This window comes from Nodosilinea sp. LEGE 07088 (genome assembly GCF_015207395.1).
In the GTDB taxonomy this organism is placed as follows: Bacteria; Cyanobacteriota; Cyanobacteriia; order Phormidesmidales; family Phormidesmidaceae; genus Nodosilinea.
Map to the genome: position 1 here is coordinate 1 of NZ_JADEWX010000160.1, position 13675 is coordinate 13675.

The 13675-nt window shown below is 54.0% G+C and carries 14 protein-coding genes; 8 read left to right on the plus strand and 6 right to left on the minus strand.

The genetic code is table 11. The features are described from left to right. Positions 1 to 79 precede the first annotated feature (79 nt). The 4 genes from IQ254_RS24645 (at position 80) to IQ254_RS24660 (ending at position 3519) form a co-directional block, all read left to right on the plus strand. Positions 80 to 1255, plus strand: coding sequence for a hypothetical protein (locus tag IQ254_RS24645; RefSeq protein WP_193968805.1), 1176 nt, complete (start codon positions 80 to 82; stop codon positions 1253 to 1255). Further along, positions 1245 to 1583 carry a hypothetical protein gene (locus tag IQ254_RS24650; RefSeq protein ID WP_193968806.1) on the plus strand — a complete coding sequence of 113 codons (339 nt, stop codon included), beginning with the start codon at positions 1245 to 1247 and terminating at the stop codon, positions 1581 to 1583. The genes IQ254_RS24645 and IQ254_RS24650 overlap by 11 nt, the downstream gene beginning before the upstream one ends. A 10-nt stretch (positions 1584 to 1593) precedes the next feature. Further along, the gene (locus IQ254_RS24655; protein WP_193968807.1) at positions 1594 to 2502 is read left to right on the plus strand and encodes a hypothetical protein; all 909 of its coding nucleotides are present in this window, start codon (positions 1594 to 1596) and stop codon (positions 2500 to 2502) included. Between the two features lie 195 nt (positions 2503 to 2697). Then, positions 2698 to 3519 (plus strand): lysophospholipid acyltransferase family protein, encoded by an 822-nt coding sequence (locus IQ254_RS24660; RefSeq protein WP_228041064.1) that lies wholly within the window; start codon positions 2698 to 2700, stop codon positions 3517 to 3519. Positions 3520 to 3588: 69 nt separating this feature from the next. Here IQ254_RS24660 and IQ254_RS24665 read toward each other — a convergent pair whose 3' ends face one another. Both IQ254_RS24665 and IQ254_RS24670 read right to left on the minus strand, forming a co-directional pair. Beyond that, positions 3589 to 5142 (minus strand): hypothetical protein, encoded by a 1554-nt coding sequence (locus IQ254_RS24665; RefSeq protein WP_193968809.1) that lies wholly within the window; start codon positions 5140 to 5142, stop codon positions 3589 to 3591. Positions 5143 to 5311: 169 nt separating this feature from the next. Further along, complete coding sequence (locus IQ254_RS24670) at positions 5312 to 5680, minus strand: hypothetical protein (protein ID WP_193968810.1); 369 nt, start codon at positions 5678 to 5680, stop codon at positions 5312 to 5314. A 410-nt stretch (positions 5681 to 6090) separates the two neighbouring features. Here IQ254_RS24670 and IQ254_RS24675 point away from each other — a divergent pair, with 410 nt between their 5' ends. Both IQ254_RS24675 and IQ254_RS24680 read left to right on the plus strand, forming a co-directional pair. After that, positions 6091 to 6915 carry a photosystem II manganese-stabilizing polypeptide gene (locus IQ254_RS24675; RefSeq protein WP_193968811.1) on the plus strand — a complete coding sequence of 275 codons (825 nt, stop codon included), beginning with the start codon at positions 6091 to 6093 and terminating at the stop codon, positions 6913 to 6915. 200 nt (positions 6916 to 7115) lie between these two features. Continuing rightward, positions 7116 to 7613: a hypothetical protein gene (locus IQ254_RS24680; RefSeq protein ID WP_193968812.1), complete on the plus strand. Its 498-nt coding sequence runs from the start codon at positions 7116 to 7118 to the stop codon at positions 7611 to 7613. A gap of 415 nt (positions 7614 to 8028) precedes the next feature. On the opposite strand, the gene IQ254_RS24685 is transcribed toward IQ254_RS24680, so the two are convergent. The 3 genes from IQ254_RS24685 to IQ254_RS24695 all read right to left on the minus strand — a co-directional run bounded on the left by IQ254_RS24685 (position 8029) and on the right by IQ254_RS24695 (position 10512). Further along, positions 8029 to 8379 (minus strand): ribulose bisphosphate carboxylase small subunit, encoded by a 351-nt coding sequence (locus IQ254_RS24685; RefSeq protein ID WP_193968813.1) that lies wholly within the window; start codon positions 8377 to 8379, stop codon positions 8029 to 8031. Positions 8380 to 8460: 81 nt separating this feature from the next. Then, positions 8461 to 8892 (minus strand): chaperonin family protein RbcX, encoded by a 432-nt coding sequence (locus IQ254_RS24690; RefSeq protein WP_193968814.1) that lies wholly within the window; start codon positions 8890 to 8892, stop codon positions 8461 to 8463. Positions 8893 to 9081: 189 nt separating this feature from the next. Then, a complete protein-coding gene (locus IQ254_RS24695; protein ID WP_193968815.1) occupies positions 9082 to 10512 on the minus strand; it encodes a form I ribulose bisphosphate carboxylase large subunit in 1431 nt (476 codons plus the stop codon). Positions 10513 to 10999: 487 nt separating this feature from the next. Here IQ254_RS24695 and IQ254_RS24700 point away from each other — a divergent pair, with 487 nt between their 5' ends. Next, positions 11000 to 12004, plus strand: a complete 1005-nt coding sequence (locus IQ254_RS24700) for a two-component regulator propeller domain-containing protein (RefSeq protein WP_193968816.1) — start codon at positions 11000 to 11002, stop codon at positions 12002 to 12004. 117 nt (positions 12005 to 12121) lie between these two features. On the opposite strand, the gene IQ254_RS24705 is transcribed toward IQ254_RS24700, so the two are convergent. Then, positions 12122 to 12658, minus strand: coding sequence for a phycobiliprotein lyase (locus IQ254_RS24705; RefSeq protein WP_193968817.1), 537 nt, complete (start codon positions 12656 to 12658; stop codon positions 12122 to 12124). Between the two features lie 304 nt (positions 12659 to 12962). Here IQ254_RS24705 and IQ254_RS24710 point away from each other — a divergent pair, with 304 nt between their 5' ends. After that, entirely contained in the window at positions 12963 to 13517 is a 555-nt protein-coding gene (locus tag IQ254_RS24710; protein ID WP_193968818.1) for a phycobiliprotein lyase, read from the plus strand. Positions 13518 to 13675 lie beyond the last annotated feature (158 nt).

Here is a 13675-nt window from a genome sequence, read left to right on the forward strand (position 1 = left end):
ATTGCGGGCCAGATGTTTGATAATGAATATGACTTAGCCATGACCGTCATTGACGGCATGGAAGCCCGCAGTAAAGCCGGTGATTATCCGCTGGAACGTTTTATATTTAATTGCGCCTAGCTACTTATTAGATATAACTATTAAGCAACTGGTTGCTGAAATCTGTCTCGAGCAGAAGCGCATGATTATTGCTGGTGCGCTCTCTGGAGGAGGTGTTATACAGACCTTCCAGGATTTATTTCATGGTAATGTCAAACAATTTCTAAAGGATTTTGAGGGAGATAAAGACTCCAATTCATTTGGTGTCTATCTGAAAAAACAGGCAGATCAGCCTTGGCTGATCTGCTTTTTTATAGATGGCCCCGCTGATTTATATGCAGTAGAAACAACTCCTGACGGGGAGGCTGATAAACCTTATGAAAGTCTGGATGAAAAGATAAAGGACGCCGATTCTATTTGTGCGACACGTCGTCCTGACGATCCTGACGATCCTCCTGATATTCCGGAAATCCCGTGGATTCCTGTCATCATCGGTATTGTTTATGGATTAGGGGCGGTATCTAGCCAGGGAATTAGGCATTTGATCAGGTCCATTGACCGCCAGAATGTGTCTGAACCCCATGAAGTAAACGGCGGAGGTGACGGCAACGGATCAGGCGATGGTGGTTCTAAAAAGCCTCCAGGCAAGAAACCAGAACCGCCTCCCAATATTCCTGGAATTTTATTACCTCCTATAGCGATTTCAGGCCTCAGCTATAGCAGCGGAGAGTTGAGCATATCTTGGCCCCGCCCTCTCTCTGAAGTGACAGGCTATGACATCAAACTGACCAGCCTTCAAAGCGGCCAACATCCAATTTCTCAACATATTCCGGCTCAAGGAACCCAGGTTCAGGCCTCTATTCAAATCCCTAAGAATCTTCAGGTTGGTGAGTATCAGGTTTCTTTTCAGCCTCAGACCTCTGAGGGTAGATTTCAACCCACCGAGGCAAAGTTTACGGTCACGCAACTGCCGCCTGTTGAAATCACATCGCTAACCTATGCTCAAAATACCTTAACCGTTACCTGGAAACAGGCGATTACAGGGGCTACAGGATATACCGTAAAACTGGTTGACCAGAACAACGCCTTGGAGAATGTCGAGGCTGTGCCCCCTGTTGTTATTTCGTCAGGAAACGCGACCCAGGCTTCTCTCACCATTCCAGATGGCTTAGCCGCTCATTCCTATAGAGTTCAAATTCAAACCCATGGCAACTAATCCTGACCCTCAAAGTGCTGTTTGGAACAAAAATAGCGACTGGGCTGTCTTCCCAGGCTCATTTACAGTGGTTCAACTCGACCCGGTTGAAATAACCTCAGCTACCCGCGAAGATGGCATGCTTAAAGTGTCTTGGAAAGAGGCTATCTCTGGTGCAACGGGCTACTCCATCCAACTGAGGGACGCAGCTAATCCTGAGACTGTGGTTGATTTACAAGGGGTCGATCAGGGGGATGTCACTGAGGCATCGTTACCAATTCCTGAAGACATACCAGTGGGTACCTATGATGTAGAAGTGCGAGCCAATGGGGATGACTCAAGTCAATAGGTAGCCTCTCATGAATACCCCATCGACTCAAAATATATGGAGAAAAAGTAGCCCCTGGGCAAGCTTGAAGCATGCCGTTGATCTTAGCCTTTCACAACTTATCCAACTCGCCCCGGTTGTGTTGACGTCAGTAGCCTATAGAGCTAACCAATATTCTTTTGCTCAGCCTGATAATGGTTTTCTAGAGGTAGCTTGGGCAGAGCCCATCCCAGGGGCTACGGGGTATCGTTTAAGGCTGGTTGTTGCGGAGTCTGGGGATGTTGTGGATAGGGTCTTCCCAGTGCTTATGGAACCAGGAACAAGCACTCAGGGCTCTTTAAAGTTGGGATCTAATACCCTTCCTGCTGGAAACTACAGGATCGAGATACAGACCCAGGGCGATCGCCAGAAATATGTCGATAGCGAGTGGGTACGATCGCAGCAGATCATTACCCAACTGGCTAAACCAAATGTGGTAGAGGCTCACAATATTTCTGATCCTTCTGACCGTGACCGGTCTGGAGCCCGGCGATGGAATGGTGTGGAAGTGGCTTATTATTATAATCCTGATACTCGCGTGTTTAATCGGGTTAATAATATTCCGGTTAATATTGGTCTGGTTTATAACCGCATACTTTTTTCCCACGGTGCTGATGATCAGTTGATTCAAGAAATTTCTTTAGACTCTGGCTTTTTGAGTGGTAAGCAGAGAACTTTTCCTATTGCTCTATTTCCTCCACCTGATACGTGGAAGATCTCATTGCTAGCGCTAGGCTCTAGTAACCGAATCATCCCGGCAAAGGAGTTTGAGCTGCATGGTTTCAATGGCTCTCGCAAAGTTGCTGATGGCTATAAGTACTGCACAGTAAGCTATTCAGACCAAAGCAGTGGAACGTACTCCATTAGAATTTTGTTTGATCAGCATTTGCCGCGACATTAGCTTGACAAAAGCTCTGCCCATACAAAACCTGCTGCGGCTGGTCTAGCCCATGGTTTGCTAAAGCAAGGAGATTGCAAACGGGGCCTAACCTCTAGGCTATAGAGGTTAGCCATTCCGAAGAGGTTAGGGAGTACTCGCCCCTACACCCCTAAGGTATGGTTAGAAAAAACCTCCTAAATGAAGCATTACAGCCCTATGGCAACGTCTGTCCCAGGCTGGTCGTTAGATCGTCGTAATCCCGACTTTATTCAAGCCTTTCAGCCGCTATGGGGCTGGTTCTATGAGCACTACTTTCATGTTCAGACCGAAGGCTGGGAGCAGATTCCCGCTGGTCAAGTGATGATTGTTGGTTCCCACAACGGGGGGTTGGGAGCGCCGGATATGTTCATGATGATCTACGACTGGGTGCAGCGCTTTGGCAGCGATCGCGCCGTCTACGGTCTCACGCACCCTACGGTATGGCAGGTCTTTCCGCCCCTGGCGAAGCTGGCGGAACGGGCTGGGGCGATCGCCGCCCACCCCAAGATGGCCCTGGCGGCCCTCGATCGCGGTGCCAGTATTCTGGTCTATCCCGGCGGGGCGCAGGATGTCTTTCGGCCCCATAGCCAGCGCGATCAAATTCACCTCTGCGATCGCAAAGGCTTTATCAAAATCGCTCTCAAGCGCCATCTGCCCATTGTTCCGGCGGTTTCCTGGGGGGCTCACGATACCCTACTGGTCTTAGCCGATATCTATCCCCTGATGGAGCGACTCCATCAATTGGGCCTGCCCTGGTTGTGGGGTATCGATCCAGAAGTCTTCCCCATCTATTTGGGGCTCCCCTGGGGACTCGCCTTTGGCCCCTGGCCCAACATCCCCTGGCCCTGGCCGATGGCTACCCGGGTGGGTGCCCCGATCTATTTTGAGCACTATGGTGCCGAGGCCGCCCGCGATCGCAACTATGTAGAGGCCTGCTATGAGCAGGTTTACAACCAGATGCAGCAGGATCTAAACCACCTGATCGCCAAATATGGCTAGTTGCTTGAGTGGGCTGCGATCGAGACAGCCGTTGTTAAAGGTGCAGCCCTGACGGTTGAACCCAGGCTGCTACAGCGAGCAGAACTTTCTCACCCGGTCAAACTCAGGATCTTGCCAGGAATAGGCAAAGTGGCTGACGTTGTTGATGTTGGGAGCCGATCGCCGCAGGGCCTCCATTTGGGTCTCAAGGGCGGGGCGGTTGTGGGTGGCCTGGCCCCAAATACCAGCCAGAGCCGGGCTCACAATGGGGGCAGCACCGCTAGGGATCATGGTCTGTACCCGCCGCACCCCGTCTAAAATACAGCCCGTATTGCCACACACGGCGTAGGCCATCGGGTGCCAGGTCATCCAGGTGGGAAATCTTTCCCAATATTGCAGGCGTGAGTCGTAGCCCCCGGTGCCCACGGTCTGGTTACCCTCGGGAAAGAAAACCGCCCCGGATGGAATGCCCGTGCGTCGCGCCTGCTCTCCAGCCATTTTGACAAAATCGACGATCCCCTGCACCGCGTGGGCCACACTCAGCTGCCACAGCTCAGCCTGCAGTCGGGGCCTGAGGCTAGCTGGGGTGGGCCGCTCTTGGTCTGCTTGTAGGGGTGGCGAGGGGACACGACTCTGCCATAGCGGCTCCGGTTCGTTGGGATAGAGATTGCGCACATCTTGAATGTCGCTATCGATCAGATGACCACGGCTGATATAACGACGCATTAGTTCTAGACCCTGCTGGTTGACTGCCCGCTGAAAGAAGACATCGCGGGAGGCTTGGCCATAGATCCACAGATCGTCAACGCTATCAGCCACTGAGTTGGGGCCAACCCCGCGGGGATAGCGCACATAGTCAAACAGCACACCGTCGGGCTGACGGCGCAGCACAGCTCCCAGCATGCTGGCATAGTCGGCCTGGGCTTGGGAGTGGTAAGGGTCGACAAACACCTCATCGGGGTTGCTTGAGGCCCCTTCTTTAGCATAGCTGTAGGTGGTTTGGCCACGGCCATTGACGGCCAGTACCTGCTGGCGGTCAGTCCTCAACCCATAGGAGTAGCCAAAATTGAGGGCAAATACCCAAGCATCCACCCGCAGCCCTCGCTGCCGTCCCGTGGCGATCGCCTCTGCCAGCAGATCGCGACGCTCATAGCCTGCGGCCTGCACCACCGAAGGCCAGACTGTCGGGTTGTCGGCCTGGGGCAGTAGTACCTGACCGCCATAGAATGCCTCGACATAGACCTCGTTGTAGCCCAGATTAACCATGCGATCAAACAGGGCATCTAAAATGCCAGGCTGTAGGTCGCAGGGATACAATCTCACCCACACCGCCTGGCGCTGGGGCCAAGTACTACTGCGGCACTGGCGAAGTGCTTCGGTATGCTGGCGTACCATCGCCTGATACTGTTCCTGCGCTGTGCTATCTCCACTGAGGGCAGATTTGCGCAAATTCTCTTTGGCTAGGGCATCGGCTTGGGTGACCTGGCAGTAGGCATTGAGTGCCCAAGCTTGCCCTGTTTCTGCAATCGGCAACACCCCCAAGGCTACCAACCCAGAGGTCAAGGCAATGCCGTGGTATAGAAGCGGGCGGATCCACCGCAGTAGCAAACCATGGGCTTTGGCAGTAAAAAAAAGGCTAGCCATAGAGATGATTTACCGTGCCTAGGTGTCGCGTATTGTCTTTAAAATCAACAAACATTAGACAGGGCAGCGGCTTTGAGCTGCGCCACTCGGTGAAATCCCTGTTAAGGAAGACATCATAGCGAAATTCGGCGGGCCGATCACGGTTTCCTCTGCGAAGCGCTGAATTGGCCTAGGCATCTCGGGCTGGGAACTTGTCTTCCTCTAACGATGGGCCAGATCTAGAAAATGTCGCCTCTAGGTCTAAATCAGGGATATTGGCCAGTAGTGCCTGGAGCTTCATGCGTTGAATGTAAGGCCAGCCGCCATTGATCTCAATATCCCTCAGCATGGCGTACAGGTGTTGGCGGTTATCGGGTAAAGCGTCGTAAAAAAGCGTTTCACAAATATCGCGGTGATGTTTTTCTAGCAGCCGTAGCAGTGCCAGCAAATCAGTGCTATGGCCCTGGCGTTTGATAGCGGCTTGGTCGATACGTTGAGATAACTGGTCTAAATCCTCCGGGAGGGGGCTGCTGCGATCGGTGGGAGGGTAATGAGCCATAGAACAAGCACAGAATTTGTCAAACAGCTTAATGCTATCTGCCCACCCATGAAGGCTACTCCAAGAATTTGTAAAGCTCTGATGGGGTTATCTAAGGATGCCGAGGCTATCTGGATTGGTTCTCCTGGGGTGCTCTATGGGGTTCCAAGGCCTCAGATTAATAGGAAAGAGATCCAGAGCCATGTAGAATGCTTACTTGAGGCTCTACTGGCTGAGGGCAAACCTAGCGTTGTTGCGCGGTTTAAGGCGGAGATGACTCCGAATTGCTCGCGGCGGTCAAAGATGTGTCCCCAGGGTTTATCGCGCCGGGGACATTCTAGTTGGTGCCATAGCAGCCCAGAGCCGTTGGCTGTCGCAATTATTTGACTAGTTTGACAGCGCCTTTTACATATTAAATTTTGAGGTAGACCATGAGGTATCGCGCCCTCTTAGTTGCGTTCTTGGCCATCTGTCTGAGTGTACTGACAGCCTGTAGCGAAGCGCCCAGTGCCACCAGTAGTGTGCCTTTAACCTATGACCAGATTCGAAACACCGGCCTAGCCAATAAGTGCCCCCAGCTTTCTGAAATGACCCGAGGCAGCATTCCCCTCGAGAATGGCAAGACTTATAAACTGGTAGGTATGTGTATTGAGCCTACTGCTTACTTCGTCAAGGAAGAAGCCTCCAAGCGCCAAGAAGCCTCCTATGTGCCGGGCAAGGTGCTGACTCGCTACACGTCTAGCCTTGACCAGGTGCGCGGTGATGTATCTCTCCAGCCCGACGGTAGCCTACTGTTCGCTGAAAAGGGCGGCATGGATTTTCAGGCCATCACGGTACAGCTTCCGGGCGGACAGCAGGAGCCGTTCCTGTTTACCGTCAAGGGGTTGATGGCTCAGTCTCAGCCCGGGCAAAACGCTTTGACCACCTCTACTGACTTTGAAGGTGACTACAAAGTCCCTTCCTATCGCACTTCTAACTTCCTCGACCCGAAAGGTCGTGGCTTGGCGACTGGCTACGATACGGCTGTAGCGTTGCCTGCCAGCGGCGATAGTGAAGAGTATGTAAAGGAGAATACCAAAGCCTTCGATATTGGCCAGGGACATATGTCTCTGCGGGTTTCGAAGATTGATGGCAGTTCTGGCGAAATCGCTGGCACCTTTGAAGCCGAGCAGCCTTCTGATACCGATATGGGTACAGCTGAGCCGGTAGATATCAAGGTTCAGGGTGTTTTCTACGCTCGCCTTGAAGAGGCTTAGGGCCAGTTATTCCAACCCTTTAAATCCATAACTCAGAGGAAGGAGCCGACGCTCCTTCCTCTTTTTTGCATGAATATTGACCGTCAGACTGATCTAGATCACACCTTCACCCTACCGATATCACCTGAGTTCTGGAGGTCTATCACCACGTCTATCTACCCGTCGCGGGATATTAAATATGTCGCGTGAACCCCCCCGTCATGGCTTCTTCCCCCCAGCTTGTTACCCAACCCGAGTCCCTTTCCTGGAGGCACCGCATTCAGACTAGCCTAGGACGATTGGCAACGGCAACGGCAGCAGTAGTTGGCCTAGCTGCTATGGCTGGCCAGGGTGCCATAGGCAGCACTCCAGTTCTGGCCAATGGCACCTATCTCTATGGCGAATCGCCTGTGACTAATACTATTGGCGCGGTCTATCTGGTGTTTGAGGCTACTAACGGACAGTTGAATGGAGCTGTGTACCAGCCCTCATCATCCTTTGACTGCGTGCGCGGCACCGTGGGTGGTAGCGCCCTCAATCTGGTGGTTACCAATGCCTATGACCAGACAGAAACTCTCTATTCTGTTGCCTTGGCTGGGGATACGGCTGTAGCCAGTGTTGGTGGCGGCGGCACGTCGATTCAGCTGGATGGGATGCATGCGATCGCAACCCTATCTGAGCTCGATCATCAGCTTTTGGCTATCTGTGGCGATCGCTAGGCTAAGTCCAGATTGTAGAATCAAGCTGAAGGCTATGCTGGTCGTTGATGAGAAATTTAGCCAACTTAGCCCATGCCTCTATGAGTCAAACCCATGGTTCAGGCATTATCTCAGCAACCCATGAGCGGGCAAGAGTTTTTGGCCTGGTTGCCAGAAACCGGGCGGTACGAGCTCCATGCTCGCCAGGGTTTCCCAATTTGCGGCTAACGGCCAACCAGATCTTCGAAGCAGGACAGTAATGACAAAGCTGCCTCGGTAAAAAAGCCGCTGCGAGCGATCGCAAGCATCAGAGGTGTAACCAAACAGGGTTGGGTACAAAACCTGACTCAACTCAGCAGCACTCCAAAACACAAAAGACGGAGAGGAACTCCTCTCCGTCTTTTGTGTCGTTGCCTAACCCGTTACAGGAAAGACCTTAGTAGCGATAAGAGCTGCCGCTGCTAGCCCCGGGCTTGTGCACGATGAAGCTGGCAATTTGGCACTGCTTAACGTTGTCAAACCCCACTACCCGGATGTAGCAGTTGGAGTACTCAGAGCGACAGGCCTGAACCTCACTCAGCACTTCCTGGGTAGAGGTGGCGTTAAACAGGGGCAGCTTCCACATGGTCCAGTAGTAGGTCTCAGGGTTCGACTCTTCGTCAAACTCGATGGCCGGGAAATAGCCCTGTTTGAGAATGTAGGCAATTTGCCGCTCAATCTGAGCATCGGTCAGAGGGGGCAGGTAGGACATCGTTTCAAAACGACGCTCTTTAGGCAGAGTTTTCATGATTCCTCGCTGGGTTAACTAATTTAGAATCGGCTGAGCCGTGAACTAAACGGAAAAGCGCTATCGCTGGCGTATTTGAGGCTACTCGGCGGCGGGAGGGTCGGCATCAGCGGTAGATTCATGAGGTACGTCGGCGTCCCCAGAATAGTCAGAATCCACTGCGCGGTCGGCATTCCCAAACTGAGTAATACGCTCTAAATGTTGGCGGCGATGCTCCATATTGGCTTGTTGGATGCCAGTTACGACCATTTCGGGCAGAAACTCGCAGATACCCTCCGCAATGTGCTGCCGCACGGTCATAATTCGCATGGCCAGATCGGCCTTCTCCCTCAGGAGCACGTTCAGGTAAGCTTCGCCATCCTGAAGCGCTTCTTTAGTCGAAAAGGTATTTAGCCAGTAGGCATCGGCGGGGTTGGTTTCCTTTAGCTGATTCAGCACTGTTTTCACAGCCTGAAACGTCAGGTAGCTAGTGAGCACCTTAGCGGTGTCTTTAGCCGATTGCTTAAGGTCCATCGGTGGCTCTCGAACGATTGACGTAGACCCCCGCCCAAGGGCGGTTGGTAGCCCCGATCTAAGCCCGAATGATGGAAAGATTCGGTAACTTAGGCAGCATTCTCAAGGATTTTGAGAGCCTGCGATCGCCGGACTAGCCAACCCACCCCAGCCGCCCCAAATCGAGTACCGCAGCACCCGATCGCAGCGTTAGATGGTGTCAACGGTATCGAACTCGAACTTGATTTCCTTCCACAGTTCGCAGGCGGCGGCCAGTTCAGGCGACCACTTGCAAGCTTCGCGGATGATGTCGCCACCTTCGCGGGCCAGGTCACGGCCTTCGTTACGGGCCTGAACGCAAGCTTCGAGGGCGACGCGGTTAGCAGCCGCACCGGGTGCGTTACCCCAGGGGTGGCCCAGAGTACCCCCACCAAACTGCAGCACCGAGTCATCGCCGAAGATTTCGACCAGCGCGGGCATGTGCCACACGTGGATACCACCGGAGGCCACGGCCATGACGCCGCCCATGGAGGCCCAGTCTTGGGTGAAGTAGATACCGCGAGACTTGTCTTGCTCGATGTAGTTTTCACGCAGCAGGTCTACAAAGCCCAGGGTGCCGGCCCGGTCGCCCTCCAGCTTGCCCACCACGGTGCCAGTGTGAATGTGGTCACCGCCCGACATACGCAGACACTTGCCCAGCACCCGGAAGTGGATACCGTGGTTCTTCTGGCGGTCGATCACCGCGTGCATGGCGCGGTGAATGTGCAGCAGCATGCCGTTGTCGCGACACCAGTGGGACAGGGTGGTGTTGGCGGTAAAGCCCCCGGTGAGGAAGTCGTGCATGACAATGGGCATGTTGAGTTCTTTAGCGTACTCAGCCCGCTTCAGCATCTCTTCGCAGGTGGCAGCGGTGACGTTGAGGTAGTGACCCTTGATTTCACCGGTTTCAGCCTGGGATTTATGGATCGCATCGGCTACAAACAGGAAGCGATCGCGCCAGCGCTGGAAGGGCTGCGAGTTGATGTTCTCGTCATCCTTGGTGAAGTCGAGACCACCGCGTAGGCACTCGTACACGGCCCGGCCATAGTTTTTAGCCGACAGACCCAGCTTGGGCTTAATGGTGCAGCCCAGCAGCGGGCGACCATACTTGTTGAGGCGATCGCGCTCTACCTGAATGCCGTGGGGAGGCCCTTGGAAAGTCTTCAGGTAAGCCACAGGAACGCGCAGGTCTTCGAGACGCAGGGCACGCAGGGCCTTAAACCCAAACACGTTACCGACCAGAGAGGTCAGCAGGTTGGTGACCGAGCCTTCCTCAAACAGGTCGAGGGGGTAGGCCACATAGCAGATGTACTGATTGTCTTCACCGGGCACGGGCTCGATATCGTAGCAGCGACCCTTGTACCGATCCATATCGGTCAAGAGGTCAGTCCATACCGTGGTCCAGGTACCCGTCGAGGACTCAGCGGCCACAGCCGCCGCACACTCCTCGGGAGGAACGCCGGGCTGTGGAGTCATCCGGAACGCCGCCAGAATGTCCGTATCTTTAGGTGTGTAGTCTGGAGTGTAGTAGGTCAGTTTGTAGTCCTTAACCCCGGCGCTGTATCCAGCTTTTGATTGAGTCGTTGTCTGAGAGTAAGACATATCTCCCTTCCTGTGAATCTAAGAAATCCCTCAAGCGAACCTCTGCGGCCCGACCGCGCACAAAGAAGCCTCCTTATGTAAAGGAAGCCTTTGCTCGGCCCGAGCCCCACTCAGATGTCCACGTCAAACCAAGACGATAGAAAAGACACCAAAGCAACTCCCAAAACAGTTGCCCTGCAAGTGCTTTAAGTATTCTTCATTACCTTATGCTTTAGCATACTATCAGCGAATGGATAAGTTTAATTTTGGAAGATCTGTATACATTCATAACCTTAAGTTATGAATGTAGGTGAACCAAGGTGTGGGTTCTTCAAGTTCTTTGAAGCTAGCCCTATTCTGTGCCCAAGGAGTGCTGGGCAACAAATTATAGATCGCCACGCCACCCCCTGGGATTGTCGATATACTGTAACGCTTGAGGTGCTCTAAAGCCTTAAGGAGCAATCTATTAGGGGCTGTTGCTCGTGATCGCAAACCGTGGGGAGAGATTATGTTAAGCCTGCTGCTTCTATCGTCGCTAACGCTTGCCTCCGGAGGGGTTTACCCCCTGCCCCCAGCGGTCGGCCCGACCTCGCTGCCGAGCCCCCTTGCCCAAGCCCCCATCACCAACGACTATCGGGTCACCGCGCTCCAGCCCGACTTTACCGGTGACCTGTGGGTAGGTTCTTGGGCGGGCCTCTCGCGCATTGATCCAGAGAGTGGGCGAGTGTTACAACAGGTGCGCATTCCCAGTCGCACGATTGAGTCCTTGGCCCAAGACCGGGTGGGGCGGGTATGGGTCGGCACCTTCGACGGACTGGCGAGGGTTGACCCTCGTACCAACGCTATTACTGCTCAAAATTTTCAGCTGCCCTCAAACCGGGTGCTGTCATTATTAATAGATAGTCGCGGTTTTCTCTGGGCCGGTACCGATCGCGGCCTAGCGATGATCAGCCCCGATCGCGGTCTGCTGATGACCACCGTGCAGCGGCTGCCCGGTGTGAGCGCCAATGCCCTAGCCCTCGACGGCAACAATCATCTTTGGGTGGGCACCCTGAACGGCCTGACGAAGATCAATACGGCCAGCGCCCGCCCCATCGACGAGGTCGATAACTTGCCAGGGGGCGCCATTCAGGCGCTGACTCTGGGGCCGAGGGGAAACCTCTGGGTAGGCACCGCCAGCGGCCTATTCGTGGTCGACCCAGTACGCGCTGAACTGGTGCGATCGGTAGGATCGATGCGGAGCCGCAGCGTGAAAACCATTGAGTTTGATCAGGCTGGGAGCGTGTGGGTTGGCACCACGAGCGGGCTATTTAAGCTCAACCCCGACAATGGAGCACTGCTGGGAGAGGTACCCTCACTACCCTCCAGCCGCATTCTGTCGATTTCACCCAATACCGGCAATAAACTCTGGGTGGGCACCAGTGAAGGGCTGGGCTGGGTCAGCCTGACCACCGGCCAAGGAACTCCCCACTGGGGACTCGTTAGCCCTGTGGTGGTCGAAGCCTTGCGCTAGGCTATTCCTACCGTAAGTTTGGATAGATGAATTGGGGCTGACTCATATTGGCCCTCGGCGATACCTGGACGAGGGGTTGCGCTCTTTACCCATCTGGCGGGAGTCTAGGGGTTGCGCCTAGCGCCGAGTTTCTAGGTATTGCCCAATCATGATTTCTTCTCCAGCGCGAGAAATAACCGTTTGGCGCGTGCGGTAACGCTGACCAATCAAGCGAATCTCTTCTTCAAAACTGGAGTTGTTGTACTGGGTCTTGAGCACCAGGGTGCGGTTGTCGTTGAAATGATATTGAGCCGTTACCGGCTTAGACGTGGCGAACCCGCGATCGCGATACAGTGTGGTGCCTCGGACGCCAAAGACGGTGCTGCCCACCACCGGCTTTTTGCCGGTGCCGACGTAGTCGCTCTCCCACGACACAGTGGTACCGCAGAGCAGCGGTTGGCGAGGGTCAGTCTGATGCAGGTCGGCGAGTTGTAGCAACTGAGGCGCGCCAGCCTCGAGAAACTCGATGGAGATTTGGCTAACGACTTCCTGGGTTTCGCCACTTTTTAGCGTGTAGTAACGTCGCTCTGAGAGCCATTCTCCGGCAGTTTCTCGAAAGAACGCCAGGACTAGGGGCTCAGCTAAAATGCGGGCGATGTCGGTGGAAAAAGGCATAGTCAATTATCCAGGCAGGGCATAAGGTAATGAAAGTCAATCCGAGAGAGGGAATTGTTAAATTTCTTAACCTCGCATCTCTCCATCATAGTGGTAAGGGAGAGGCCCGACAATTACCCCGTAGGGGTAGGGGCTTGAGCTTGCCGCCTATCCTACGCAGTTCACCGGAAGAATCTGTAAGCATTAATACTTAACGAAGGGCTTGGGAAGGCGATTTTTTGACCCCACCCTCGGGTGCGGCGGTCAGGGCATTGGCAAACCCTGGTACCTTAAGAACTGCCAAGCATGCTCTGAGGTCAGCGCTATGGACTTAGCCGACATCACCTATTTTTTTGACTGCTGTATCGGTCATTGGGCCATTGAACGCACCTATCACTACATCGCTCAGCGAGATGTAGAGCGATCGCACACCGATTTCCGAGTCGAAGCCATTACCGCTGAACTGCGACGCAAGGTGCTGGCCGACAACAGCTATGGCGAGGTCGATAACATCGATCAGCTGCCTGGTTTTCAGTTGGCCTTCCACACGGTGTCTGACAAGGGCGAAGAAGTTTCCCAAGAACTGCGGGCTTTATTTGTGCCTAAATCTCAGCAGGGCACTGTGCTGAGCGGGGACTATCTGCGCGATCGCGCCTACGAAGAAGATCGCCCCATTATCTCCACCTTCACCTACGACCAGAGCAACCGCGAGCTATTGATGACTACGCCCTACACCCGTGTGGTTTCGGTGGATTCTATTTTGTTGGTTAACCCCACCATGCGCATTCGCCGCATTCTCAACTACAGGCGCCCCGCTGAGGGCGAGCCGATGGACACCCTGGCCCTGGTAGGGTTCGGGGTAGAGCAGAAGGTGGGTTAGGGGATGAGGGGGTAAATGTTCCCCACAGCCCCTTAACGGGTGACAACGTACCTAAAGAGCTTGCTGCATCAGGGATAGAGCATAGAGACCACGCTGAAAATAGCGATGTTTATGGGGTTTGAGCGCTATCAGTTGGAGTGCCCAGTCGGTCCATAACT

Excerpts from the sequence above, each read along its gene's own strand:
- IQ254_RS24650 (WP_193968806.1), top strand. The coding sequence starts at position 1,245 with ATGGCAACTAATCCTGACCCTCAAAGTGCTGTTTGGAACAAAAATAGC.
- IQ254_RS24655 (WP_193968807.1), top strand. The coding sequence starts at position 1,594 with ATGAATACCCCATCGACTCAAAATATATGGAGAAAAAGTAGCCCCTGG.
- IQ254_RS24660 (WP_228041064.1), top strand. The coding sequence starts at position 2,698 with ATGGCAACGTCTGTCCCAGGCTGGTCGTTAGATCGTCGTAATCCCGAC.
- IQ254_RS24665 (WP_193968809.1), bottom strand. The coding sequence starts at position 5,142 with ATGGCTAGCCTTTTTTTTACTGCCAAAGCCCATGGTTTGCTACTGCGG.
- IQ254_RS24670 (WP_193968810.1), bottom strand. The coding sequence starts at position 5,680 with ATGGCTCATTACCCTCCCACCGATCGCAGCAGCCCCCTCCCGGAGGAT.
- IQ254_RS24675 (WP_193968811.1), top strand. The coding sequence starts at position 6,091 with ATGAGGTATCGCGCCCTCTTAGTTGCGTTCTTGGCCATCTGTCTGAGT.
- IQ254_RS24680 (WP_193968812.1), top strand. The coding sequence starts at position 7,116 with ATGGCTTCTTCCCCCCAGCTTGTTACCCAACCCGAGTCCCTTTCCTGG.
- IQ254_RS24685 (WP_193968813.1), bottom strand. The coding sequence starts at position 8,379 with ATGAAAACTCTGCCTAAAGAGCGTCGTTTTGAAACGATGTCCTACCTG.
- IQ254_RS24690 (WP_193968814.1), bottom strand. The coding sequence starts at position 8,892 with ATGGACCTTAAGCAATCGGCTAAAGACACCGCTAAGGTGCTCACTAGC.
- IQ254_RS24695 (WP_193968815.1), bottom strand. The coding sequence starts at position 10,512 with ATGTCTTACTCTCAGACAACGACTCAATCAAAAGCTGGATACAGCGCC.
- IQ254_RS24700 (WP_193968816.1), top strand. The coding sequence starts at position 11,000 with ATGTTAAGCCTGCTGCTTCTATCGTCGCTAACGCTTGCCTCCGGAGGG.
- IQ254_RS24705 (WP_193968817.1), bottom strand. The coding sequence starts at position 12,658 with ATGCCTTTTTCCACCGACATCGCCCGCATTTTAGCTGAGCCCCTAGTC.
- IQ254_RS24710 (WP_193968818.1), top strand. The coding sequence starts at position 12,963 with ATGGACTTAGCCGACATCACCTATTTTTTTGACTGCTGTATCGGTCAT.